This is a genomic window from Massilia eburnea (assembly GCF_009720745.1).
Classification (GTDB): domain Bacteria; phylum Pseudomonadota; class Gammaproteobacteria; order Burkholderiales; family Burkholderiaceae_D; genus Rugamonas; species Rugamonas eburnea.
In genome coordinates, this window is the sequence record NZ_WNKX01000011.1 from 102,096 (window position 1) to 126,176 (window position 24,081).

Genomic DNA, 24,081 nt, shown 5'->3' on the forward strand with positions numbered 1-24,081 from the left:
TCTTGTATACATAAAAATCAAAGCTGCATACTTACCCCTTGGAGGATGACATGACCCAGATGACCCGCAGGTCCGTTCTTGCCGCACTCGCTACCAGCCCTTTGTGGCTGCAAACTTCCTGGGCCCAGACCGGCGCCCTGAAGATTTCCCACCAGTTCCCTGGCGGTACGCTGGCCGAAGGCGATTTCCGCGACCGCCTGACCCGCATGTTTGCGGCGGAAGTGGAAAAACGCACCAAGGGCGCCCTGAAGTTTTCGATCTATCCCGGCTCTTCGCTGATGAAGACCAACGCCCAGTTTTCCGCCATGCGCAAGGGCGCGCTGGACCTGTCGCTGGTGCCGCTGTCCTATGCCGGCGGTGAGGTACCCGAAGTGAATATCGGCCTGATGCCTGGCCTGGTCACCACCTATGAACAGGGCTACGGCTGGAAGAACCAGGAAATCGGCAAGGCCCTGACGCAGCTGCTGTGGGAAAAAGGCGTGGTGCTGGTGAGCTGGATCTGGCAGGCAGGCGGCGTGGCTTCGCGCGTCAAGCCGGTGGTCGATCCGGAAGATGCCAAGGGCATGAAAATCCGCGGCGGTTCGCGCGAGATGGACCTGATCCTGAAAGCCGCCGGCGCGGCCGTGGTGTCGCTGCCTTCCAACGAAATCTATGCGGCCATGCAAACCGGCGCCATGGATGCGGCGCTGACTTCCTCCACCTCGCTGATTTCCTTCCGCCTGGAAGAAGTCTCGAAGGCGCTGACCACCGGGCGCGGCACTGCCTACTGGTTCATGTTCGAGCCTTTGATGATGTCCCGCTCCGCCTACGAACGCCTGCCGAAAGACCAGCAGGCCGCCATCATGGCCGTGGGCGCCGAACTGGAAGCCTTCGCCAAAACTGCCGCCCAGGCCGACGACACGCAAGTGGCCTCCGTCTACCAGAAGAGCGGCGCCAAGGTGGTCGACCTGAGCGCCGCCTCGGTCAAGAAATGGCAGGCCATCGCCCGCACTACCGCCTGGAAGGATTACGGCGAGCGTAACGACAACTGCGCCAAGCTGCTGGCGCTCGCGGAGAAGACGCTGTGAGCCACGGTTTCGAACTCAATCCGCCCAAGGAGGCGGCGCTGCCACAGGCTCCCGGCCTGGCGCCGGTCGCCGCGCTGCTGGCGAAGCTGAACCAGGGCTTGCTGGTCCTGTCCATGGTGGCGATGGTGACCACCGCCCTGATCCTGACCTATTCCGTGGTATCGCGCTATTTCTTCCACGTGCCGACGGACTGGCAGGACGAAGCATCGATCTTCATGCTGGTGGGCGTAACCTTCTTCTGCTGCGCTTATGTGCAAAGCTTCCGCGGCCATATCGGCATCGAGGCCCTGGCGGCCATCTTGCCGCCGAAGGCCAATGCGGTGCGCATGTTCATCGTCGATCTGCTGTCATTTGTATTCTGCGCCTTCTTCTCCTGGAAGTCGTGGACGCTGTGGCACGAAGCCTGGGTCGACGGCCAGACCACCACCTCCACCTTTGCACCTCCGCTGTGGATTCCCTACTCCATGATGGCGGCCGGCATGACCTTGCTGACCCTGCAGATCCTGCTGCAAGTGCTGGCTCGAATCACTGAAAAAGGAGCCGCAAAATGAGCGAACTGACTTTGGGTGCGCTGTACGGCATCGTCACCCTGGTGGTGATGTTTTCGGGCATGCCGATCGCCTATGCGCTGGGCATCGTCGCCACCACCTTCATGTATTTCTGCATGCCCGCCAGCTCGCTCGACACGGTCACGCAGAACGTGTACGAGGAAATGGCTTCGATCACACTGCTTTCGATCCCGCTGTTCATCCTGAAGGGTGCAGCAATCGGTAAGTCGCCTGCCGGTAAAGACCTGTACTCGGCGATCCACACCTGGCTGCACAAGGTGCCGGGCGGCCTGGGCATCGCGAACGTGTTTGCTTGCGCCCTGTTTGCCGCCATGGCCGGTTCCTCCCCCGCCACTTGCTCGGCCATCGGCTCGGCCGGCATTCCCGAAATGCGCAAGCGCGGCTACTCGCCGGGATTCGCCGCCGGCATCATCGCGGCCGGGGGCACGCTTGGGATCCTGCTGCCTCCTTCCATCACCATGATCCTGTACGCGGTGGCGGCCGAGCAGTCGCTGGGCCGCCTGTTCCTGGCCGGTATCGGGCCGGGCGTGCTGCTGGTGCTGCTGTTTGCCGGCTATGCGGTGTACCGCGCGCGCGTCGAGTACAAAATGGCGCTGCTCGCATACGAGAAAGGCGGCGTCAAATCGGCCTACCTGGAAGACGAACACTTTACCCTGCGCGAAAAAGTGGAGATGCTGCCGCGCGTGCTGCCCTTCATCGTGCTGCTGATCGGCGTGATGGTGGCCCTGTACGGCGGCTTTGCCACGCCATCCGAAACGGCGGGACTGGGGGCGCTGCTCGCGCTGGTGCTGATCGCCGTGGTGTACGGCGCCTGGCGTCCCAAGGACATGTCGCCGATCCTGTCTTCCACCATCAAGGAATCGACCATGCTGCTGCTGATTATCGGCATGTCGCTGCTGTATTCCTATGTGATGAGCTACCTGCATATCAGCCAGGCTGCTGCCAGCTGGGTGGTCGGTATGCACCTGTCGAAGTGGGTGCTGCTGGCGACCATCCTGCTGCTGGTGATCGTACTGGGCTTCTTCCTGCCGCCGGTCTCGATCATCCTGATGACGGCGCCGATCATCCTGCCGCCTCTGCGCGAAGCGGGCTTTGACCTGGTGTGGTTCGGCATCGTCATGACGGTGGTGATGGAAATGGGACTGATCCACCCGCCGGTGGGCCTGAACATCTTCGTCATCAAGAACATTGCGCCGGACATTCCGTTGAAGGATGTGATCTGGGGAGTGACGCCTTTCCTGCTGCTGATGGTAGCCGCCGTGGTCCTGCTGTGCATCTTCCCCGGCATCGCCACCGGCCTGCCCGACATGATCATGGGAGCCAAGTAAATGAACGCCCCAATCCGCATATGGGACAGCCTGCAGCGTAACCGCAACGAGCGCCTGGCGCGCGCCCGCAGCCAGCTCGGTGCCGACCTCGCGGGCAAGGCCCTGCCTGCGGCCCGCATCGCCGACCTGCTGCATGCAGTGCTGGAAAACGGCGACCGCGTCTGCATCGAAGGCAATAACCAGAAACAGGCCGACTTCCTGGCGCAGGCGCTGGCCGGACTCGATCCGCAGCGCGTGCACGGCCTGCACATGCTGCAGTCGGTGCTCGCCCTGCCGGAGCACCTTGACGTGTTCGAGCGCGGCGTCGCATCGAAGCTGGACTTCTCCTTTTCCGGCCCGCAGGCTGGCCGCGTGGCGAAACTGGCTGCGTCTGGCAAGCTGAATATCGGCGCAATCCATACCTACCTTGAACTGTTCAGCCGCTACTTCATCGACCTGCCGCCGCGCGTGGCCCTGGTCGCGGCGGAAGCAGCCGACCGCCACGGCAACCTGTACACCGGCCCGAATACGGAAGATACGCCGCCCATCGTCGAAGCCACGGCCTTCAAGAACGGCATTGTGATCGTGCAGGTCAACCGCATCATGGACGAACTGCCGCGCATCGACGTACCGGGCGACTGGGTCGATTTCGTGGTGCAGTCGCCGACGCCTTACTACATCGAGCCGCTGTTCACCCGCGACCCCGCGCAGATTTCCGAAATCCAGGTGCTGATGGCGATGATGGCGATCAAAGGCATCTACGCCGAGTACCAGGTACAGCGCCTGAACCATGGCATTGGCTTCGACACCGCTGCTATCGAACTGCTGCTGCCGACCTATGGCGCATCGCTTGGTTTGCGCGGCAAGATCGCCACCAACTGGGCGCTCAATCCCCACCCGGCCCTGATTCCTGCGATTGAAGCGGGCTTCGTGGAATCGATCCATTCCTTCGGCTCCGAGCTGGGAATGGAGAACTACATCCGCGCCCGCCCGGACGTCTTCGCCGTCGGCCCGGATGGATCCATGCGCAGCAACCGCGCTTACTGCCAGGCAGCGGGACACTACGCCTGCGATATGTTCATCGGGTCCACCCTGCAGATCGACCTGGCCGGAAACTCCTCCACCGCGACACTGGGGCGCATTTCCGGCTTCGGCGGCGCGCCAAACATGGGCGCCGATGCGCGCGGCCGGCGCCACGCCAGCCCGGCATGGCTGAAGGCGGGCGAGCAGGCACGCCATGGCAGCGGCGCCATTCCGCGCGGCCAGAAACTGGTGGTGCAGATGGTGGAGACATTCCGCGAACATATGCAGCCGGCCTTTGTCGAAAAGCTGGACGCATGGGAACTGGGCGAGCAAGCCGGGATGGCGATCCCGCCCGTGATGATTTACGGCGACGACGTGACCCACATCCTGACCGAGGAAGGGATCGCCAATCTGCTGCTGTGCCGCAGCACGGAAGAGCGCGAGCAGGCCATCCGCGGCGTCGCCGGTTATACGCCGGTCGGCCTCGGGCGCGACAAACGCATGGTGGAAAACCTGCGCGACCGCGGCATCATCACCCGCGCAGAGGACTTGGGTATCGACAAGCGCCAAGCCACGCGTGACCTGCTGGCGGCCAAGAACATGAAAGACCTCGTGCGAGCGTCGGGTGGCCTGTATGACCCGCCCAAGCGCTTCCGCAACTGGTAGGAGCCAAGATGGAAACACTCAATTACCGATTCGAACAAGGCCGCCGTTCCCTGTCGGCGGAGCCGCGCATCGTCGGCGTGGTCAGCTCGGGCAACCTGGAAGTACTGATCGAGAGCACGCCCCTGGACGGCGCTTGCGAAGTAGGCATCCAGACCGCCGCCGTAGGCTTCGGCCCGATCTGGCAGGCCGTGATCAGCGATTTCCAGGAGCGCTGGCAACTGGCCGACACGCGCATCGCCATCAACGATATGGGCGCCACCCCGGCTGTGGTCAGCCTGCGCCTGGACCAGGCGGTGGAAGAAATGCTGGGAGAAGCCAAATGAGCAGTTATCTGGAAGCCACTGCACGCGAGCGCCTGGCGCTGTTTGATAGCTTCGAGGAATTCATCGGGCCGGCCCAGCGCGTGGTCAGCCCGCACTTGGGGCAGCTCAACGCACCGGTGTCCTTCGACGATGGCGTAGTGGTGGGCCGCGCCAGGCTTGATGGGCTGACCGTGTTCGCCGCTGCGCAGGAAGGCGGTTTCATGGGCGGCGCCGTGGGTGAAGTGCACGGCGCAAAACTGGTCGGCCTGTTGCGCCGCGCCGTCCTTGAGCGCCCTGCCGCCGTGCTGCTCTTGCTGGAAACCGGCGGCGTGCGCCTGCATGAAGCCAACGCCGGCCTGATCGCAGTATCGGAAGTGATGCGCGCGGTGCTTGACGTGCGCGCGGCCGGCATTCCAGTCGTGATCCTGATTGGCGGCTCGAACGGCGCGTTCGGCGGCATGGGTATCGTGGCACGCTGCGCAAATACGCTGGTGATTTCCGAAGAGGGACGTCTGGCGATGTCCGGACCGGAGGTGATAGAAACCGCCAACGGCGTCGAGGAATTCGATTCACGCGACCGCGCCCTGGTGTGGCGCACCACCGGCGGCAAGCACCGCTACCTGATGGGCGACGTGCAGCGCATCGTGGAAGACAGCATTCCCGCCTTCCGCCAGGCGGCGCTGGACGCCATCGGAGAGGCCCGCGGCGGAACCGTGGAGCTCACGCTGGCCGGCCTGGAGGCGGAACAGGCCATGCTGGAGCAGCGCATCGAGCGTTTTGGCAAGCTGCGCGACCCCGCCGATATCTGGGGCGCAATCGGAATCTCTACACCGCAGGATATTCCCATGCTCGATATCGATTCATTTACCGCCGCGGCCGCGCCGCACCGTCTGGGAGCATGAGCATGGATTGGAAAGTATTGGCCGATGCCCTCTTCCCCGGCGGGCACGATATCGTCGAACGCGAACAATTCCTGAACGGCAGCGCGCGCGTGGACGGCGAAGCTGTCAGCGTGATCGGCACCACCGGCCACGCGCCGATCGGCGTGGAGATCGCACTGGCGCAGGCCAAAGCCGTGCTGGCAACGGTGCGCAACCATCCCGGCCGCGCCATTGTGCTGCTGGTGGACACGCAGGGCCAGCGCCTGCGCCACCGCGACGAAATGTTGGGCATCAACAGCTATATGGCCCACCTGGGCAAGTGCATCGACCTGGCGCGCCACAAAGGCCACCGCATCATCGGGCTGGTGTACGACCAGGCCCTGTCCGGCGGGTTCATCACCAGCGGGCTGATGGCCGATGCCTGCTACGCGCTGCCCGACGCCACGATCCGCGTCATGGGCTTGCCGGCCATGGCCCGCATCACCAAGGTGCCCGAAGAAAAACTGGTGGAACTGGCGCGCAGCAATCCTGTTTTTGCACCGGGACCTGAGAATTACCTGCGCATGGGCGGCCTGCAGGCGATCTGGGAAGGCGACCTGGCCGTACACCTGGCGCATGCCATCGCCAATGCGCCACACGACGACCAACGCAGCGCGCTTGGCTTGCTGCGCGGCGGTCGCAAGGCGGCCCAGCCAGTCATCGAAGCGATCATCGGCGGCGGCAATGTACGCTCGGCATGACCTGGTGTGGCTGACTGACGAAGGCTGGCAGCATGCGCTGTCCGCCGCCTTGCCAGGCACGCCGGCACATACCGTGATCGCACGCTGGGCCTGTGCGCGCTGGCCCCTGGTCGTGCGCCGCCGCGACACCGCCGGGCAGCCCAATGCGGACATCTGCGCCGAAGCTGGTGCAGGTGCCGAGGTAATCTGCCTCGGCCTTTCCGCTCCGCCGGACCCTGACAGCGGCGCGAAGCTGCGCCTTCCGCTAGCCATCCCCGCGCGGCATATTGCCCGCCATAGCGCTCCCCTGCAGCTTGACGCCGTCGCACACGCCATTCCGGCAGCCTGGCAGCTTCCCTTTGCCCGCCTGAGCGATGCGAGCGCCGGCATGGACCTGCGCGTGTTCGGCTCACTGGCCCTGCAGGCGCTGACAGGCCAGCCCTACTTGCGCGAGAGTTCCGATATCGACCTCCTGTTCCGTCCCCGCAGCACCAGCGAGCTCGATGCCGGCACCCTGCTGCTCGCCAGCTTCCTCGGCGAACTGCCACTGGACGGCGAAATCGTCTTTCCCAGCGGGCAGGCCGTGGCGTGGAAAGAATGGTTCACGGCTCGCGCCCATACCGAACGGGTCCTGATCAAATCGAAGGCCAGCGTCAAGCTCGCGCCGCGTGCCGAGTTGCGCGCAGAACTGGAGACCGCATGACTGTCCTTGCCACCCGCACCGATTGCGACGCCAGGAGGCCTCGTCCGGCCGGTACGGCTGCCGCCAGCGCTGCCGGCACCGGCTCCGGCACTGTGCCGCGCCATCATCACGCGCACGAACTATCCCGCGAGGTCGCCCTGCGCGCCGTGCGCAGCCTGTACCACGAACTGGCGCTCTACCCCAAGCCCGGCCTGGTCTCCTTCGTCGACAACGGCAGCCACACCGATATGAACGCCGCCACGTTCATGCGCAGCCTGTTCGCGCTGCGCCATTATTTCGCCCGCATCTGCAAGGCAGGCTACGACGGCGCACCTTTCGCGGTACTGAAAAACCTGGGCGTCGCAGCGGAACAGCGCATGATGGCCGCAACAAAAGGCATCAACACCCACCGCGGCGCCATCTTCGCCCTGGGCCTGCTGTGCGCCGCCGTGGGCCGCGTGCGCGCCCTGCAAATGACGCTGACGCCAGCCGCCCTGCGTACAGCCCTCCTCCTGCACTGGGGCGAAGAACTGGCCGCACACACACATGCCACCGGCGACTCGCACGGTCTGCAAGCCGCTGCGCAGCATGCCGCCAGCGGCGCACGCGAAGAAGGCGCCCTCGGCCTGCCGTCGGTATTCGACGTCGGCCTGCCCGCCCTGCAAGCAGCACTGGCACGCGGCGCGCCCATGCTGCACGCCCGCGTCGACGCGATCTTCGCCCTGATGGCGCACATCAGCGACACCAATGTCTACCACCGTGGCGGCGCAGACGGCGCAGACACGGTACGCAGACACGCAAGCCGATTCATGGAGCAAGGCGGCACGGCGAACGCGCAATGGAAAGTGCTCGCACTCGCATCTCACCAGCGCTTCACGGCGTTGAGGCTTTCGCCAGGCGGCGCCGCCGACCTTCTTGCAGCCACCTGCCTGGTACATAGCCTGACCACGATGCCGCCACCATGAGTAGCCGTCTGCTGATCCTGTGCCCCGGCCAGGGCGGCCAGCACACCGCCATGTACGACCTCGCCCGCGGCGACCCGCACGGCGCCGCACTGCTGGCGCGGCTGGCGCCTGACTTGCCCGACTTGTCAGACCCGGCCAGCCTGTTCGCAAACCGAAGCGCGCAACCAGCCATCGTCGCCGCCGGCCTCGCCATGTGGGAGGCGCTGCGCCGCGACAGTCCGCCACCCGCACTGGTAGCCGGCTACAGCGTCGGCGAACTGACGGCGTACGGCGTGGCAGGCGCCCTGAGCGCCGAGCGCACTGCAAAGCTGGCCGGACAGCGCGCCGAATTGATGGACGCTTGCGTCGCGCCGTGCACCCCGCAAGCCATGCTCGCGATCAGCGGCCGGCGTATCGCCACATTGCGCGCCCTGCTGGCGGCAAAGGGCTTCCATATCGCGATTGAGACCGGTGAAGACAGTTGCATTGCCGGCGGCCCGGCAGCGAATGCCGCCGCCATTTCGCTCCTCGGCGCACGCATTACGTCCCTGCCTGTTGCTGTCGCATCGCATACGCCCTACCTTCGGGCTGCGGTCGCGCCATTTGCCCGCCTGCTCGGGCAGGAAAAGTTCGGAACCATGCAGGCTCCAGTCCTGGCAGGCATCGACGCCAGTGCAGTTCGCGAACAGGATGCCGCCATCGACTGCCTGTCGCGCCAGCTGGCCGAAGCGATTTTGTGGAGCGATTGCATGGATGCCTGCGCCGAGCGGGGAATCACCGCGGCGCTGGAACTGGGTCCGGGCAGCGCATTGTCCAAAATGCTGTCCGCGCGCCATCCGGACATCGATTGCCGTTCGGTGGCCGACTTCCGTTCCCTTGACGGGGTGCGCCGCTGGCTGGAGCGTGTTTAACGCAGGTGCTGCTGCACCCAGGCGATGATGTTGTTGGTATCCATCGCTCCTGGCTGGCGCGCCAGTTCGCGGCCGCCTTTGAACACTGCCAGCGTTGGAATGCTGCGGATGGAAAAACGGCCGGCAAGCTGCTGCTCTGCCTCGGTATTGACCTTCACAACGCGGAAATATGGCTCGAGCTTGGCCGTCGCCTGCTCATAGAAAGGCGCCATTTGCCGGCACGGCCCGCACCAGGGCGCCCAGAAATCCACCAGCACAGGAATATCATTGCGCTCAACATGCTTGAGGAAGCGCTCCGTCGACAGGTCCACCGGATGGCCCGTGAACAGGGGCCGCTGGCATTTGCCACAAGTAGGCCCTTCCTCCAGGCGTACCGAAGGCACACGGTTGACCGCGTCGCAGTGGGGACAGACGATATGCAAGTTTTCCATAGGTTCCAGTATAGCGCAGGCTTATAATCCCGAGGGCACGCTTCGCCAGCCAGGAGGCAACATGGAATACGTGAACACCGACCGCTTGCGCATTGCCTTCCGCCAGTACGGGGACATGCAGGGAGAGCCCATCTTCCTCCTGCACGGCTGGCCTGATGATATGCACACCTGGGACGGCGTGCTGCCCGCGCTGGCCGGCGCCGGTTACCGGGTGATCGTGCCCAGCCTGCGCGGCTTCGGCGAAACCCGCTTCCTCGATCCATCCACGCCGCGCAGCGGCCAGTTATCCGCCCTCGCCCAGGATCTGCTGGACCTGGCGAGTGCACTGGACATCGAGCGCTTCAACGTAGTTGGCCACGACTGGGGCGCACGCGCCGCCTACAACGCGGCCTTGCTGGCGCCCAAACGCGTGATGCGCTGCATGGCGCTTTCGGTCGGCTGGGGCACCAATGACCCGAACCAGGCCTTGAGCCTGCACCAGGCGCGCAACTACTGGTACCAGTGGTATATGTCGACCGACCGCGGCGCAGAAGCCTTGCGCAAGGAGCGGCGCGATTTCGCGCTGCTGCTCTGGCGCACCTGGTCGCCATCCTGGCATTTCGGCGAAGGCATCTTCCACGACACCATGCACGCCTGGGACAACCCTGACTGGGTGGAAGTCACAGTGCACTCCTACCGCCACCGCTGGGGCCTGGCCTTCCCCGATCCTTTCTACGCCGCACAGGAAGAACGGCTGCGGCGCGAATCGGTCATCAGCGTGCCGACACTCACACTGCACGGCACGGAAGACGGCGCCAACAGCCCACAGACTTCCGAGCATAAGGAACACCTGTTCAGCGGCCCGTATCACCGCGCGCTGCTGGCCGGCGTGGGCCATTTCCCGCAGCGCGAGAATCCCAGCGCAGTGGCTGACGCCCTACTTGCCTGGCTCCAGCGCGGATAAATCAGTCTTCGCGGAGGGGAAGAACAGCTGCTGGCCCGCAGGGCGGAATTGTGCGATCTTCGCCTGTCCCTCCGGCGACGTCATCCACTCGATCAGCTGGCGCGCGCCCTTGTAATTGACGCCAGGATGTTTGGCCGGGTTGGTGGCGATGATGCCGTAAGGGTTGAACATGCGTGGATCGCCTTCGACCATCAGCGCCAGGCCGGTCTTGGCCTGGTAGACGCCGTAAGTCGCGCGATCGGTCAGCGTGTAGCCGCCGATTTCGCCCGCCATATTCAGCACTTCTCCCATGCCCAGGCCTGCCGAAACGTATTGCGCGCCAGGCGGCTGCGTGCCAACCTGCTTCCAGTAAGCCTTCTCCATGATATCGGTGCCGGAATTGTCGCCGCGCGAGATGAATTTCGCCGGCCCGGCTGCCAGCTTGCGGAACGCCGCCAGCACGTCCTTGCCGCCTTTGATGCCGGAAGGGTCGGCGGCCGGGCCGACTACGATGAAGTCGTTGTACATTACGTCGCGCCGGTCGACGCCCCAGCCTTCGGCCACGAATTTGTCTTCCGCAGGGCGCGCATGCACGAGGGTCACGTCCACGTCGCCGTTTTTCGATAATTCCAGCGCCTTGCCGGTGCCGACCGAGATTACGTGCACCTTGCTGTTGGTCCTGGCTTCGAAGGCGGGCAGCAGGTAGGCCAGCAAGCCCGAGTTCTCGGTACTGGTCGTTGTCGACAAGCGTATGACCTGCTGGGCGCTGGCGCCCTGTGCAACGAGCAAGGCAGCGGCAAAGGTCAGCAAAAGCCGGCGTTTCATTTACTTCTCCTCAAGGTGGCCGTCGCGCAGCTTCAGGCGCCGCACATCGGGCAGATTGATCAGGTCACGGTCGTGGCAGGCCATGACAACGGTGCTGCCGGCCTCGGTCAGCGATGGAATCAAGGCCAATACTTGCTCACGCGCCTCGCCATCCAGGCTGGCAGTCGGTTCATCCAATAGCAGCAGGCGCGGATGCAGGACCTTGGCGCGCGCCAGCGCCACGCGCTGCTTTTCCCCGCCCGATAGCGTAGCGGGCCGGCTGCCTCGCAGATGCTGCACACCGGCCCAATGCATGGCTTGCTCGACCAATTGTGCCGCTTCGGCACGCGCCATGCCGCGCGCATGCAGGCCATAGCCGATATTGCCGGCCACGCTGGTCGAAAACATCACCGGGTGCTGGTGCACGTAGACGATATCTCGGCGCAAAGCTGCCGGGTAAGGTGCCAGCGTCACCGGCACGCCCGCGAAGTGGACGCCTTCCGCTTCGGCCGGCGCCAGGCCGGCCAGCACGCGCAGCAAGGTGCTTTTACCGGCGCCGTTCATCCCCGTCAACACGTAGGCCCGTGCTGCTTCCAGCTGGAAGTCCCGCAGGTCGAACAGCAGGTTTTCCCCGTAACGCTTGGTGAGGCGGGCGATCGATAGCATCGGCATCAGCCCCGGCCCCTGGCTGCATGGGCATCACCCTGCAGCACCATCAAGGCGCCGTTCATTGCCAGCGCAATGGTGACCAGCACCACACCCAGCGCGATACCCTGTGCAAATTCTCCTTTGCTGGTTTCCAGCGCAATGGCAGTGGTGATGGTCCGCGTTTCGCCAGCGATATTCCCGCCGACCATCATGGCGCAGCCCACCTCCGAGATCACCCGCCCGAAACCGCTGATGATGGCGGCCATCACGCCGAAACGCACCTCGTACAGCAATGTCGCCATCACGCGCCAAGGCGAAGCGCCGTGCGCGATCGCTGTTTCCGCAAAGCGCGGGTCGGCCGCCTGTACTGCCGCCAGTGTAAATGCCAGCAGGACCGGCAGCGCAATCAGCACCTGTCCCGCCACAATGCCCGGCTGCGAAAACAGCCACTGCAAACCGCCCATCGGCCCATGGCGCGAAAGCACCATGTAAAGCAAGAGGCCAATCAGCACCGTCGGCAGAGAAAGTGCCGCCTGCACCAGCCAGATCACCACGCGCCGCCCGCGGAACTGCGACATCGCAATTGCATAGCCCCCGGCCACCGCAAACGGCGTCGCCACCAGCAGGCCGACGACGCTGGTACTCAGCGAAATCCAGACAATCCGCCACAACACCGGATCGCCCTCGAACAGCAGCTTGAACGCCCCCCGCACAGCATCCCACGCCCCCATCAACCCTCCTTGTCCAGCCCGTGTCCCACCATGGGGTCACACCCGAAATGGGACACGGGCTCGGCGGTGAGCACCGCCGAGCTCGTGTCCCGATTCGGGTGTGACCCCATGGTGGAACACGAACTCGGCAGTAGGCCGGCGAGCTCGGGTTCGGGGACCAGGCGCTCGGGTGAGGTCAGGAGCAGGAAGTGGCGGCCGGTGCAGCGCGCGAGGAGCGTCATGCCAAGCCGGCTGGCGACGCTGTGGCCCATCTGCGTGGTGCCGGAGCGCGAGAGCAGGAAGGGAATCGACATCTGCGCGCCTTTGATCACCATTTCGGAGGTCAGGCGCCCGGTGGTGTAGAACACTTTGTCGTCGCCGGACATGTTATCCAGCCACATTTTCCCGGCGATGGAGTCGACCGCATTGTGGCGCCCGACGTCTTCCACAAAGTACAGCAGCTCGCCGTCTTGCGTGAACAGGGCGCAGCCGTGGACGGAGCCGGCCTGTTTGTAGATTGATTGCTGCGTGCGGATGGTTTCTACAATACGGTACACGCCGGACTGCTTCAGCCGCGCGTCGGGCGGGAGCACGATGTCGTCTACTTCTTCCATCAAGTCGCCGAACACGGATCCCTGGCCGCAGCCGGTTGTGACCACCTTGCGTGCGGTGCGTGCTTCGATGTCGGCCACGCCGCCGCGGGTCTTCACGGCTGCTGCGCCAACCGACCAGTCGACGTGGATCGATTCCACATCTTCCACCGAGCGCACCAGGCGCTGGTTGCGCAGGTAGCCGAGCACCAGGGCCTCGGGCGCGCCGCCCAGCGTCATCAAGGTCACCAGCTCCCGCTTGTCCACATACACCGTCAGCGCTCGCTCGGCCGGGATGTGGATCAGCGAGCGGCGGCCTTTCTCGTCGATGGCTTCAACTTCCTGCGTGAGCGGCACGCTGGCCTGGGTCATCTCCGGTAGTCTCATGCGCCTGCAGCCTCCATCGCTTTGCCGCCGCCAAAACTGGTCTGGGGCTGTACCTGCCCGCCCAGCGTCAGCTTGATCGCACAGTATTTGAATTCGGGGATCTTGCCGAACGGGTCCAGTGCCGGATTGGTCAGCTTGTTGATCGCCGCTTCGTAATAGCAGAAAGGCACAAACACCGCGCCGCGCGGCGAGCTTTCGTCGGCCCGGGCGTACAGCGAGACCTGGCCCCGCCGCGAGGCGATCGTCACGACGTCGCCCGGCTTGCCGCCTAGCGCCGCCAAATCAAGCGGATGCACCAGCGCCACCGGGTCCGGTTCGAGCGCGTCGAGGACGGCCGTGCGGCGCGTCATGCTGCCCGTGTGCCAGTGTTCCAGCTGACGGCCGGTAATCAGCACTTGCGGGTATTCGGCGTCCGGCCTTTCGTCGGCGGGAATGATATCGGCGGGCACAAAGCGCGCCCTGCCCGACTCGCGCGGGAAATCCTCGGTGAACACCACCGGCGTGCCGGGATCGCCCTCGGCCAGGCAGGGATAGGTGACGGCATGTTCGCGCTCCAGCCGCTCCCACGTGATGCCGGCGATGCTGGGCATTACCTGCCGCATTTCCGCGAACACGTCGGCTGCGCCGCCATATTGCCAATCGAGCCCGAGGCGTTGCGCCATTTGCTGGATGATCCACAGCTCCTGGCGCGCTTCGCCCGGCGGCTCGAGCGCCTGGCGGCCGATTTGCACCATGCGGTCGGTATTGGTAAAGCTGCCGGTCTTCTCTGGAAATGCGCTGGCGGGCAGGATGACGTCGGCCAGGTAGGCCGTTTCGGTCAGGAAGATGTCCTGGACCACCAGGTGTTCGAGGGACGCCAGCGCGGCGCGCGCATGATTGGCGTCGGGGTCGGACATGGCGGGATTCTCACCCATGATGTACATGCCCTTGACCTCGCCGGACTTGGCGGCGTCCATCACTTCCACCACGGTCAGGCCAGGCTTATCGTCGAGCGTGCCGGGAGAAAGCCCCCAGGCGCTTTCAAAGCGGGCTTTGGCGGCGGGTTCGGCCACGCGCTGGTAATCGGGATACATCATCGGGATCAGGCCAGCATCGGAGGCGCCTTGCACATTGTTCTGGCCGCGCAGCGGATGCAGGCCGGTGCCAGGGCGGCCGATCTGGCCCGTCATCAGCGCCAGCGCGATCAGGCAGCGCGCATTGTCGGTGCCGTGGACGTGCTGCGAAATGCCCATGCCCCACAGGATCATCGACGCGCGCGAAGCAGCATATTGGCGTGCTACGGCGCGGATGGTGTCCGCCTCGATGCCGCAGATTGGCGCCATCGCCTCGGGACTGAATTCGGCAACGTTGGCCGCCAGTTCCTCATAACCTATGGTGCGGCTGGCGATGAAGTTCCTGTCCACCAGCCCTTCCGTGACAATGACGTGCATCATGGCGTTCAGCAGCGCGACATCGGTATCGGGCTGGAATTGCAGGAAACGATGTGCAATGCGCGACAGGTCGGATCGGCGCGGGTCGCACACGATCAGCTTCGTGCCCTGCTTTACCGCATTCTTGATCCAGGTCGCAGCTACCGGATGGTTGACCGCTGGATTGGCGCCGATCAGGACCACCACCTCGGCCTTCATCACATCCTTGACGGGATTGGAAACCGCGCCCGAGCCTATCCCCTCCAGCAACGCCGCTACCGAGGAGGCATGGCACAGGCGCGTGCAATGATCGACGTTATTGCTGCCAAAGCCGGTGCGCACCAGTTTCTGGAACAGGTAGGCCTCTTCGTTGCTGCCCTTGGCGGAGCCGAATCCGGCCAGTGCGCGCGGGCCGTGCGCATCGCGGATGGCCGCCAGCTTGCCGCCGGCCAGCGCCAGCGCTTCTTCCCAGCTGGCTTCGCGGAACACATCGGATACGCGCTCAGGGTCCATGGCGAAATCGCCCGATTTGGGTGGTGCGTCGGCGCGCCGCACCAGCGGTCTGGTCAGGCGTTGCGGGTGGTGGGCATAGTCGAAGCCATAGCGGCCCTTCACGCACAGCCGGCCCTGGTTGGCGGGGCCGTTGCGGCCTTCCACGAAAAGGATCCTGTTGTCCTTGACGTTGTAGGTGAGCTGGCAGCCTACGCCGCAATAGGGGCAGACCGATTCGACCTGTTTGTCCGGCACTGCGAGCGCGGCATCGCGCGCCGGCATCAGTGCGCCAGTCGGGCAAGCCTGCACGCACTCTCCGCAAGCAACGCAAGTCGATGCGCCCATCGGATCATCCATGTCGAAAACAATTTTCTCCTGCTCGCCACGCCGGGCCAGGCCAATCACGTCGTTCATCTGCTCATCGCGGCAGGCGCGCAGGCAGCGTGTGCACTGGATGCAGGCGTCGAGGTTGACGGCAATGGCGGCATGGGTCAGGTCACGCATCGGCTGCGTGCGGGCGGCGAAGCGCGGCTTGCCGACGGAGAGCTTGGCGGCCCAATGTTCGACTTCGTTATGCCGTGTGTGGCCTTGCTCCGGCATGTCGGCCAACAGCAGTTCAAGCACCATTTTCTGCGCAGCGACGGCGCGCGCGCTGTCGCTGCGCACATGCATGCCTTGCACAGGATGGCGGCAACATGATGGCGCCAGCACCCGCTCACCATCAATCTCCACCATGCATGCGCGGCAGTTGCCGGCGGCGGCCATGCCGTCCTTGTAGCACAGATGCGGAATGTCGACACCTTCGCGGCGCGCTGCTTGCAGCAGCGTTTCGCCCTCTGCGGCCTGCACGGCGCGGCCATTGAGTTCGAAAGCAATCATCGGATCACCTCGTGCGGGAAGTATTTCAGCACGCAGTCCACCGGGTTGGGCGCAGCCTGCCCCAGGCCGCAGATCGATGCGTCGCGCATTACCTGCGACAGTTCGCCGAGCAGGCTGGCGTCCCATACCGGCTGCTCAATCAGTCCGACCGCCTTGGCGGTGCCGGCGCGGCACGGCGTGCATTGGCCGCAGGACTCGTGGCGGAAAAAGCGCATCATGTTTCCGGCCGCGGCCCGCGCGCTGTCGTGCTGCGACAATACGATGATGGCCGCGGAGCCGATAAAGCACCCATACGGTTGCAGGGTATCGAAGTCGAGGGCGATATTGGCCATGCTGGCGGGCAGGATGCCGCCGGATGCGCCGCCCGGCAGGTAGGCGTATAGCTGGTGGCCGTCCAGCATGCCGCCGCAGTATTCGTCGATCAGTTCTTGCGCCGTAATGCCGGCCGGGGCCAGCTTGACGCCGGGCAGTTTGACGCGACCGGAGACGGAGAACGAGCGCAACCCCTTGCGGCCATGGCGGCCATGGCTGGCGAACCATTTCGCGCCCTTGGCCAGAATCTCGGGAACCCAGTACAGGGTCTCGAAATTGTGCTCCAGCGTTGGGCGGCCGAACAATCCTTTCTGCGCCACGAACGGCGGGCGCAGGCGTGGCATGCCGCGCTTGCCCTCGATCGATTCGATCATCGCGGATTCTTCGCCGCAAATATAGGCGCCTGCCCCGCGCCGCAAATGGATGCGCGGCTCTGCCGGCGCCAGGCGCTCCAACTCCCGTTGCAGCAGCTTGCGGCAAGCGTGGTATTCGTCGCGCAGGTAGACGTAGATGTCGTCGATGCCGACGGCCCAGGCGGCGATCAGCATGCCTTCGATGAACTGGCGCGGATTGCGTTCGAGGTAGTAGCGGTCCTTGAAAGTACCCGGCTCGCCTTCGTCGATATTGACCGCCATCAGGCGCGGGCCCGGCTCCTCGCGCACGATGCGCCACTTGCGCCCCGCTGGAAAGCCTGCACCGCCCAATCCGCGCAGGCCGGAGTCTTCCAGCTCCGCGATCACCGATTCAACTGTCCGCGCGCCGGAAAGGCAATCACGCAGCACCGCAAAGAGCGCTCCGCCGCCGCTGCCCGCGCCAGCCTCGGCGCCGCCCTCGCCCGCACTGCGCGCCGCCAAAGCCGCAGCGCCCGGCCCGGCATCATCGGCGGCAACGGTTGTCGCAACGCTCTCGCAACTGGCCCGTGCCAGCGCACGCTGGCCGACCAGCACCGCCGGCGCCTGCTCGCAGCGCCCAATGCAAGGTGCGGAAATCACCCTTACATCGCGCCCGAGCAAGGCAGGCAGGTGCGCCAGCAGTTCGCCCGCACCGGCAAGCTCGCACGGCAAGCCGTCGCACACACGCACCGTCAGCGCAGGCGGTGCGGACTCGCCTTCCAGGACAATATCGAAATGGTGGTAGAAAGAGGCGACTTCAAAGACCTCGACTTGCGCCAGCCTCAGTTCGGAAGCCAGGGCCGCCAGGTGCGCGGCCGACAAGCAGCCATACGCATCCTGGATCAGATGAAGGTATTCGATCAGCAAATCGCGCCGGCGCGGCGAAGCGCCGAGTAAAGCCTGCACTTGCTGCAACGCAGCAACATCAACCTGCCTGCCTTTCGGCCGCTGGCGTTTGCGTTCCCGGCTGGCACCCTGCACTGCAATAGGAATCATGTGCTGATTCACCTCGCGATTGGCGTTTGCTTACCTCAGGGTATCATGCGTAGCCCTGTGGCGGAATATGTTAATTTCAACATAAGGATGCCACAGTGCGGAGGTACGCCCGTGGAAAATTTGCAGTCACTGGCGTCCATGTTGGACTTGTACCAGCTCAGCCTGACCGCCGTACTCGTCCTGCACGCCCTCAGCCTGGTGCCGCAATGGCAGCACCAATACTTCAACCCGCGCCTGCTGCGCGTGGCAATGCTGGGGATGATGCTGGGGATGGGGCAAGGTGCGGTCATCGTGGCCGCAGTCGAGCACGCTACATTCGTGCACGGCGGCGGCATCGCAATGCTTGGCGCCGCCATCATGATGCATGCCTGGGTCGCCTTGCAGAACCTGCTGGCCAGCTACGCGTTCGTCAACTTGCACCGCCCGTGCGCGATCATGGCGTACCGCATGCTGTGGGCCCAGCGCCCGCTCGGCTATCTCAGCGCCGCGCTGACAATGGTCGCGGGCTTTACCCTGATGTGATCAGTTGCGGCCGGCAGTGCCATGCTCGGGCCAGACGATATCGTTATCGACAGAATACAGGCGGCACGGTTCCTTGCTGGCTGCCTGGCAAGCTGCCAGCGCCTTCTCATTGGTGTTCTCGCCCTCTTCCGCCCAGCCCCAGGAACCGGTAGGCGAAATGGCAAACGCACGCGGCGTCGCCTTCTGCAGGAATTCGCGGTACTGCTCGCGGCCGCGCTGGGGCACGAACGGCACGGCATCCACATCTTCAAGCGCCGCGTAATGCGTAGCGCGCTGCACTGGAGGATCGGCCACCGCGTACACCTCCCGCGTCGGCATGCCGATCTCGCCCAGGAAACGCTCCACTTCCGGCAGCCAGATCGTCGCACCGTCGCGATTGCCGAGCAAGCCGTGGGCGTCTTTCTTGAATGGGCCAAAAGCCACCATTTCCGCCTTGCCGCCGGCCGCCGTGAACGCGCTATGCATCCGGGCCGCGAGTTCCGGACCGAAGTAGCTGTCGTTGGCGCCATACATCCACATGCTCGGCACCTTGTTGCGGCGGCCGTATTCGGTGAAGGCTTTGACCAGCGCACGGCGCCAGTCGCACAGGTCGCCGTGCACTTTCAGGCCGCCGGCAAAGTTCATGACGCCACGCACGCCCGGCAATTCCTGGGTGGCAGCGGCCATGCTGGCCAAGCCGCCGAAGGACTGGCCCGCCAGCACGATATGTTCGTTATCGACCCAAGGCTGCGCGCGCGCATAGCGCACCACGTCCGCAATGTCGCCCGCCTGCTCGTAGCCATTGGCGGTCATATTGCAGCCGTATTCGACGAATTTGCCGGTGGAATTGGCGAAGCCGGTGCGCATTGGCACCATCACCGCATAGCCGCGGCGCACGAAGGCCGTGGCCAGGTAAATGAAGCGGTCGCGGGCCTGCAGCTTGGGGTTGCCCGGCGCCTTGCCATGGTTGACGATCAGCAGCGGGAATGGGCCCGGGCCGGGCGGACGGAACACGGTGGTTTCCAGCTGCACGTCCTGCGCACGGCCGGCTGGAATCTTGATAATTTGCTCATTCAGGCGTGCATCGAGCGCGGCTTCCCCCGCCTGCGCAAATGGCAGGCTGGCGCAGGCCAGCAATAGGGCGGCAAGTCGGGTGGCGAAGGCTTTGATGATGCGCTCCGGAACGATGCGTTTGGGCAATGTCCCAGATTCTTATGCGCACGGCTGAGGAAAGCAATCCCAAAACGTCAACCGTAGCAATTAACTCATCCTGGAAAGCAGGTTTCGTACGGATTCCAGCACTTCATCGGCCAATTGCGGGTCGGATTTGTAGACATTCCGCGACACCGAGATGGCGCCGACCAGGGCAGCCATGATGGCCTGCGCCTGCTGTTGCTGCCCTTCCCCGGCCGGCAAGCGGCTGCGGATGTAGTCGACCATCTGCCGGTAGCCGCTCGTATAGTTGGCGGCGACGGCCGCATCCTGCCGCGCCACCTCGCTGGCAGCGGCAGCCAGCGGACAGCCTTCAGCCAGGTTGTCGCGCTGCTCCGGCGCCAGGTAATAGCCGATCAGTTCTTGCAGCGTGACGGGGCGTGCAGTGACCTTGCCAAAGGCGGAACGGGTGCTGAATTGCATGGCTTCGGCCGCCAGCGCGTCCTTGGAGGGAAAATGGGCGTACAGCGCGCCGTGCGTCAGCCCGGCTGCCTTGCTGATTTCCGCCACGCCCACACCATCGATCCCCTTTTCGCGGAACAGGCGCGCCGCGGTTTCGACCAGCAATTGCCGGTTTTCCGCCGCTTTTTCCTTGGTGATCTTCATGGCAAGCCCCTCCCGCATCAATCATTGCGACCATCATCATACCATGTGTTGCGTCGCATGCCTATTTTTTGGGCAGGAGGTTTGTTTCCACATGGAATCGGTTAAACTAGTGCCATGGCAATCTCCGCACTCCAAGCCGGCCTTTCCGGCCTCCAATCCAACCAGCAGGCGCTGGCGGTGGAGGGACACAACGTCGCCAACCTGTCGACGCAGAATTTCCAGCCGCAGCAAGCCAATTTCCAGGAAACGCCAGGCGGCACCACGGTCACCATTTCCACCGCCGCGCGCGGACTGTCGGCGGCGAATAATGCCGGTGGCGCACCTTCGGGCACCGATCCGGCCAGCTCCATCACCAACTCTCTGGTCTACAAGGCCAATTTCGACCTGTCCGCCAAAGTAGTGAAGGCGGCGGATGAGCGAATCGGCACACTGCTGGATATCCAGGCTTAACGTGCGCGCCTTACCGCGCTATGCTGTCATATGGGCAGCGTGGTGGAGGCTAGCATGGACGACATCGAACTCCCCCTTCAGGACCGCCGGCAGGCCGCCGAACTGCTGGCTGACAGGCTTGCCCATCTGCGCGGCAGCAATCCATTAATCCTCGCCATTCCCCGCGGCGCCGTGCCGATGGGACGCATCATTGCCGACCGCCTGCAGGGTGAGCTCGACGTCGTGCTGGTGCGGAAGATCCCCTCTGCTATTGATCCCGAACTGGCCGTCGGCGCCGTCGACGAGCACGGCAACCGCGAACTGGCGCCCTACTTCAACCGCACACGGACCAGCATGGAATGGGTCGAGCTGCAAACCCACGAGCAGGTGGAATTGATGCGGCGCCGGCGCGCTTCGTATGGCAGCCAGCGGCCGCCCGCCAATCCCGAAGGCCGCATCGTGGTGATTGTGGACGACGGCCTGGCGACCGGCTCCACCATGGCCGCGGCCCTGCGCGCCACGCGCGCCCGCAAGCCTTTCCAATTATTGGCCGCCGTGCCGGTGGCTGCCCCGGATTCGCTGGACATCATTGCGCCGCTGGCGGACGGCATCGTCTACCTGGCCGCGCCGATGAATTTCATGTCGGTCAGCCGCCATTACCGCAGCTTCCCGCAAGTATCGGAAGAAGAAGTGCTGGAGCTGCTCAAGCGCCAGTAGTGCGACTTTGAAGCGCCGCGTGTGCGACACTCAAGCCCAGGAGGCAGCCAGCGCATGACCGACCACGACCCACGCAAACATGATCGCCGCGAAGGCGACCGCGGACAACGGCGCCGTGCCGGCGACGCACCGCACTACCTCGATCCCGGCGAAACCATCTTCAGCCTCTGGGGCCGCGTCATCCTGGCGCGCTACAAGCGCTGGGCGGCAGCCGCCACGCGGCACATCATCCAGCGGCCTTTGCACATCGGCGTCTCAGCCCGCATCTACCATCCCGAACCCGGCGCCACCGGTTTGCGCAGCAAGAACCTGCAATACCTCGAAGAGTCGGTGGCGCAGTGGGTCATGTCGCGCGACGTGCTGGTATTCATGATCCCCACCGTGAACACGTCGGGTCTGCTGCACCCTTCCAATATCCGCCTGCGCGATTACGCCAAGCACCTGGACGGACTGGTGCTGCAAGGCGGCGCCGACGTCTCGCCGCAAAGCTATGCCGAAGCGCCCACCAAACCCGAATGGAGCGGCGACCGCGCGCGCGACATGTACGAGCTGGAACTGCTGCACGAATTCGTCGAAGCGGGCAAGCCGGTGCTGGGCATCTGCCGCGGATGCCAACTGCTCAATGTGGCCTTTGGCGGTACGCTGTACCAGGATATTGCGACCGACGTGCCGGACGCGCATCCGCACGTCTCAGACGACTACGACCGGCACCGGCACGAAGTCACCTTCCCGCCTGGTTCGTCCCTGCCCGCCATGGTGAAGGGCCCGCAACGCGCGCTGGTGAACTCAATCCACCACCAGGCTGTGAAGTCGCTGGGCAAAGACATGCAAGTCGAAGCGCTGTCCTACCCAGACAATATGATTGAAGCGATACGCTACCAAAGGGCGCCCTTCGTGATGGGCCTGCAATGGCACCCCGAATTCCACCGCGCCGGCGGGGTTGAACTGCTGGACTGCACCGGCATCCTCGACAGCTTCCTGCGCGCCGCCCGCGAGACCCGTTTTTAGTGCTCTTCAACGAATGGCAGGTACCCCATTTGCTATTGACTTAACTCAATACATCAACGTTTGCAGGGCTTGCCTTCGTATTGTTTGCCGATGACTTTGTATTCGCTGCCGTTCCAGCGCTCGACGGGGAAGCAGAATCCGGGGCCGCCGATCTCGAGGTCGGGCCAGCCGTCTTTACCTTTGGTCTTCTGAACGATCAGGATGCCGACGCCGCGCGACATGACTTCCCAGCTGCCGTCAGCTTGTTTGCTGACCAGGGTGTAGCCGACGCCGGTATCGCCAAAGCAGGCGCTGCTGCCCTCCGTGATGACGGCCTCGGGACGACCGTCACCATTGATGTCCTGTACCTGGTCTATCGCGCCAGGCACGTAGCTGGCGCTCGAATCCTTGCATGATTTCCACTGCTTGCCGTGTTGTTTGAATCCCGCTGCCTTGAATGCGGCAGCCTCGTCGGCTGGCGGCAAAGCACTGGTCCCGGCCAGCGCAGCCTGGCATAGCACCAAGCTAATTATTGTGACGACAACTTTCATAGCACACTCCTTCCTGCTCCCGCCATTCTATACCTTGCGGCATGCTAGCTGGACCAAAAAGGAAATGCAGCACTCGGCGCCTGCTGGCGCCAGAGGATTTGGAAGACCGATGCAGCAGCAGCGGCTTCATCGCCAACACGTCGCCTGCCCGTGCAGGGCAAGCCCGCTCACCGGCCCGCAGCGCAGCCGCATTTTGCGCACTGATCACGCCCTGTGTGTGCGAACCAGGCACCACATAGAGCGGCCCGTCTTCCGCAGCGCAGGTGTCGAGATGCAAACGCACGGCGACCAATTGTTCAAGAATCGCCAGCGGCGGCTGGACATACCAGCCATCCTCCTTCAGCGACCAGCCTCGCATGCCGTCCGCATCGGTGCGCCTTCGCACCGGAATGCTCAAGTCCTGGTGGACCGGCACCAGCCAATTGACCGACTCGGACTTTTCAAACAAGGTGCATTGCACCGCCATGTGGCCTGCTGGAAGAATTCCCGCCATGGCTGGGGAATCAAGGAATTGCGCGGCCAGCTCGGCGCACCATGATTGCGCAAGCAAAGCACGAGAACCGGGGCCGCTGATCGAAGGGAGATGCCCCATCAACTGCGCGCATTGCGCAGCGTCGAGCAAACCAGGAACAATATCGAAACCGTGCCGCTGGAAATGATTCAAGGCTGGGCGTAGAAGACCAAGGAGCTGCCGAGGGTCAGTGCTTCTTCAATGTGAGGATGCAGGTCCTTGAAAGGCGCTTTTTCCAGCATATCGGCTTGCAGGATGCTGAAGGCGTCCATCGCTACGTTTTCGAAACCGAACTTGCTGCACTCAATGATGGCCGCATCCCACAATGCGTCCGCCCCTTCCTGCAGCAGGAACAGCATGCACTTGTGCAGCGCATGCTCTTGCGGATACGCGTATTCATATACCGCTTTGCCCTCGAAAACGCCTTCGAAGGTGTAGATCCCCAGGACACTGTTATCGCTCATGAGCTGTTTGAATTAAAGGTCGTGCCTGATTATACGATGGACTCGCCCGGGGCCAATCGA

General features: G+C 64.2%; 27 protein-coding genes. 15 read left to right on the forward strand and 12 right to left on the reverse strand.

Features of this window, described 5'->3' with window-relative positions:
- Window positions 1–50 precede the first annotated feature (50 nt).
- Genes dctP through GM658_RS15920 form a run of 10 tightly spaced genes read left to right on the forward strand, consistent with a single transcriptional unit; the run spans window position 51 to window position 9,071 of the window.
- Entirely contained in the window at window positions 51–1,067 is a 1,017-nt protein-coding gene (gene dctP / locus GM658_RS15875; RefSeq protein WP_155455023.1) for a TRAP transporter substrate-binding protein DctP, read from the forward strand.
- A complete protein-coding gene (locus tag GM658_RS15880; protein ID WP_170298837.1) occupies window positions 1,064–1,618 on the forward strand; it encodes a TRAP transporter small permease in 555 nt (184 codons plus the stop codon). Before dctP ends, GM658_RS15880 begins: the two co-directional genes overlap by 4 nt.
- Complete coding sequence (locus tag GM658_RS15885; RefSeq protein ID WP_155455025.1) at window positions 1,615–2,964, forward strand: TRAP transporter large permease; 1,350 nt, start codon at window positions 1,615–1,617, stop codon at window positions 2,962–2,964. The genes GM658_RS15880 and GM658_RS15885 overlap by 4 nt, the downstream gene beginning before the upstream one ends.
- Window positions 2,965–4,632 carry a malonate decarboxylase subunit alpha gene (gene mdcA, locus GM658_RS15890; protein WP_155455026.1) on the forward strand — a complete coding sequence of 556 codons (1,668 nt, stop codon included), beginning with the start codon at window positions 2,965–2,967 and terminating at the stop codon, window positions 4,630–4,632.
- A gap of 8 nt (window positions 4,633–4,640) precedes the next feature.
- A complete protein-coding gene (gene mdcC / locus GM658_RS15895; RefSeq protein WP_155455027.1) occupies window positions 4,641–4,955 on the forward strand; it encodes a malonate decarboxylase acyl carrier protein in 315 nt (104 codons plus the stop codon).
- Window positions 4,952–5,836: a biotin-independent malonate decarboxylase subunit beta gene (locus tag GM658_RS15900; RefSeq protein WP_155455028.1), complete on the forward strand. Its 885-nt coding sequence runs from the start codon at window positions 4,952–4,954 to the stop codon at window positions 5,834–5,836. The genes mdcC and GM658_RS15900 overlap by 4 nt, the downstream gene beginning before the upstream one ends.
- 2 nt (window positions 5,837–5,838) lie before the next feature.
- Complete coding sequence (gene mdcE / locus GM658_RS15905; protein ID WP_155455029.1) at window positions 5,839–6,555, forward strand: biotin-independent malonate decarboxylase subunit gamma; 717 nt, start codon at window positions 5,839–5,841, stop codon at window positions 6,553–6,555.
- On the forward strand, window positions 6,539–7,237 hold the full coding sequence (mdcG, locus tag GM658_RS15910; RefSeq protein WP_155455030.1) for a malonate decarboxylase holo-[acyl-carrier-protein] synthase: 699 nt from the start codon (window positions 6,539–6,541) through the stop codon (window positions 7,235–7,237). Before mdcE ends, mdcG begins: the two co-directional genes overlap by 17 nt.
- Window positions 7,234–8,181, forward strand: coding sequence for a triphosphoribosyl-dephospho-CoA synthase MdcB (gene mdcB / locus GM658_RS15915; protein WP_155455031.1), 948 nt, complete (start codon window positions 7,234–7,236; stop codon window positions 8,179–8,181). The genes mdcG and mdcB overlap by 4 nt, the downstream gene beginning before the upstream one ends.
- Window positions 8,178–9,071 (forward strand): ACP S-malonyltransferase, encoded by an 894-nt coding sequence (locus GM658_RS15920; RefSeq protein ID WP_155455032.1) that lies wholly within the window; start codon window positions 8,178–8,180, stop codon window positions 9,069–9,071. Before mdcB ends, GM658_RS15920 begins: the two co-directional genes overlap by 4 nt.
- Here the strand turns inward: GM658_RS15920 and trxC are convergent.
- The gene (gene trxC, locus GM658_RS15925; RefSeq protein ID WP_155455033.1) at window positions 9,068–9,502 is read right to left on the reverse strand and encodes a thioredoxin TrxC; all 435 of its coding nucleotides are present in this window, start codon (window positions 9,500–9,502) and stop codon (window positions 9,068–9,070) included. The two genes, GM658_RS15920 and trxC, sit on opposite strands and share 4 nt — an antisense overlap.
- 61 nt (window positions 9,503–9,563) lie before the next feature.
- Between trxC and GM658_RS15930 the strand changes: the two genes are divergently transcribed.
- The gene (locus tag GM658_RS15930) at window positions 9,564–10,445 is read left to right on the forward strand and encodes an alpha/beta fold hydrolase (protein WP_155455034.1); all 882 of its coding nucleotides are present in this window, start codon (window positions 9,564–9,566) and stop codon (window positions 10,443–10,445) included.
- Here the strand turns inward: GM658_RS15930 and GM658_RS15935 are convergent.
- The 6 genes from GM658_RS15935 to GM658_RS15960 are packed head-to-tail and all read right to left on the reverse strand — an operon-like array spanning window position 10,419 to window position 18,055.
- The gene (locus GM658_RS15935; RefSeq protein ID WP_155455035.1) at window positions 10,419–11,249 is read right to left on the reverse strand and encodes an ABC transporter substrate-binding protein; all 831 of its coding nucleotides are present in this window, start codon (window positions 11,247–11,249) and stop codon (window positions 10,419–10,421) included. The genes GM658_RS15930 and GM658_RS15935 overlap by 27 nt on opposite strands.
- Window positions 11,250–11,900 (reverse strand): energy-coupling factor ABC transporter ATP-binding protein, encoded by a 651-nt coding sequence (locus GM658_RS15940; protein WP_155455036.1) that lies wholly within the window; start codon window positions 11,898–11,900, stop codon window positions 11,250–11,252. It abuts the gene before it with no gap.
- Window positions 11,900–12,607 carry an ABC transporter permease gene (locus GM658_RS15945; RefSeq protein ID WP_155455037.1) on the reverse strand — a complete coding sequence of 236 codons (708 nt, stop codon included), beginning with the start codon at window positions 12,605–12,607 and terminating at the stop codon, window positions 11,900–11,902. The genes GM658_RS15940 and GM658_RS15945 overlap by 1 nt, the downstream gene beginning before the upstream one ends.
- On the reverse strand, window positions 12,607–13,563 hold the full coding sequence (locus GM658_RS15950; protein ID WP_155455038.1) for a formate dehydrogenase accessory sulfurtransferase FdhD: 957 nt from the start codon (window positions 13,561–13,563) through the stop codon (window positions 12,607–12,609). Before GM658_RS15950 ends, GM658_RS15945 begins: the two co-directional genes overlap by 1 nt.
- Window positions 13,560–16,343, reverse strand: coding sequence for a formate dehydrogenase subunit alpha (gene fdhF / locus GM658_RS15955; RefSeq protein ID WP_155455039.1), 2,784 nt, complete (start codon window positions 16,341–16,343; stop codon window positions 13,560–13,562). Before fdhF ends, GM658_RS15950 begins: the two co-directional genes overlap by 4 nt.
- Complete coding sequence (locus GM658_RS15960; RefSeq protein ID WP_170298838.1) at window positions 16,340–18,055, reverse strand: NAD(P)H-dependent oxidoreductase subunit E; 1,716 nt, start codon at window positions 18,053–18,055, stop codon at window positions 16,340–16,342. The genes fdhF and GM658_RS15960 overlap by 4 nt, the downstream gene beginning before the upstream one ends.
- Window positions 18,056–18,181: 126 nt before the next feature.
- Between GM658_RS15960 and GM658_RS15965 the strand changes: the two genes are divergently transcribed.
- Window positions 18,182–18,565: a hypothetical protein gene (locus GM658_RS15965; RefSeq protein WP_211841874.1), complete on the forward strand. Its 384-nt coding sequence runs from the start codon at window positions 18,182–18,184 to the stop codon at window positions 18,563–18,565.
- On the opposite strand, the gene GM658_RS15970 is transcribed toward GM658_RS15965, so the two are convergent.
- Together GM658_RS15970 and GM658_RS15975 are read right to left on the reverse strand one after the other, a co-directional pair.
- Window positions 18,566–19,576: a dienelactone hydrolase family protein gene (locus GM658_RS15970; RefSeq protein WP_371865129.1), complete on the reverse strand. Its 1,011-nt coding sequence runs from the start codon at window positions 19,574–19,576 to the stop codon at window positions 18,566–18,568. It lies immediately after the preceding gene.
- A gap of 228 nt (window positions 19,577–19,804) precedes the next feature.
- Window positions 19,805–20,362, reverse strand: coding sequence for a TetR family transcriptional regulator (locus GM658_RS15975; protein ID WP_155455042.1), 558 nt, complete (start codon window positions 20,360–20,362; stop codon window positions 19,805–19,807).
- Window positions 20,363–20,476: 114 nt separating this feature from the next.
- Between GM658_RS15975 and GM658_RS15980 the strand changes: the two genes are divergently transcribed.
- The 3 genes from GM658_RS15980 to GM658_RS15990 are packed head-to-tail and all read left to right on the forward strand — an operon-like array spanning window position 20,477 to window position 22,516.
- The gene (locus tag GM658_RS15980) at window positions 20,477–20,812 is read left to right on the forward strand and encodes a flagellar basal body protein (protein ID WP_155455043.1); all 336 of its coding nucleotides are present in this window, start codon (window positions 20,477–20,479) and stop codon (window positions 20,810–20,812) included.
- 54 nt (window positions 20,813–20,866) lie between these two features.
- The gene (locus GM658_RS15985) at window positions 20,867–21,508 is read left to right on the forward strand and encodes a phosphoribosyltransferase (RefSeq protein ID WP_155455044.1); all 642 of its coding nucleotides are present in this window, start codon (window positions 20,867–20,869) and stop codon (window positions 21,506–21,508) included.
- A gap of 54 nt (window positions 21,509–21,562) precedes the next feature.
- A complete protein-coding gene (locus GM658_RS15990; RefSeq protein WP_155455045.1) occupies window positions 21,563–22,516 on the forward strand; it encodes a gamma-glutamyl-gamma-aminobutyrate hydrolase family protein in 954 nt (317 codons plus the stop codon).
- A 53-nt stretch (window positions 22,517–22,569) separates the two neighbouring features.
- Here GM658_RS15990 and GM658_RS15995 read toward each other — a convergent pair whose 3' ends face one another.
- The 3 genes from GM658_RS15995 to GM658_RS16005 are packed head-to-tail and all read right to left on the reverse strand — an operon-like array spanning window position 22,570 to window position 24,021.
- On the reverse strand, window positions 22,570–23,046 hold the full coding sequence (locus GM658_RS15995; protein ID WP_155455046.1) for a hypothetical protein: 477 nt from the start codon (window positions 23,044–23,046) through the stop codon (window positions 22,570–22,572).
- Window positions 23,021–23,710: a phytanoyl-CoA dioxygenase family protein gene (locus GM658_RS16000; protein WP_155455047.1), complete on the reverse strand. Its 690-nt coding sequence runs from the start codon at window positions 23,708–23,710 to the stop codon at window positions 23,021–23,023. Before GM658_RS16000 ends, GM658_RS15995 begins: the two co-directional genes overlap by 26 nt.
- Window positions 23,707–24,021 (reverse strand): hypothetical protein, encoded by a 315-nt coding sequence (locus tag GM658_RS16005; RefSeq protein ID WP_155455048.1) that lies wholly within the window; start codon window positions 24,019–24,021, stop codon window positions 23,707–23,709. Before GM658_RS16005 ends, GM658_RS16000 begins: the two co-directional genes overlap by 4 nt.
- Between the last annotated feature and the right edge of the window lie 60 nt (window positions 24,022–24,081).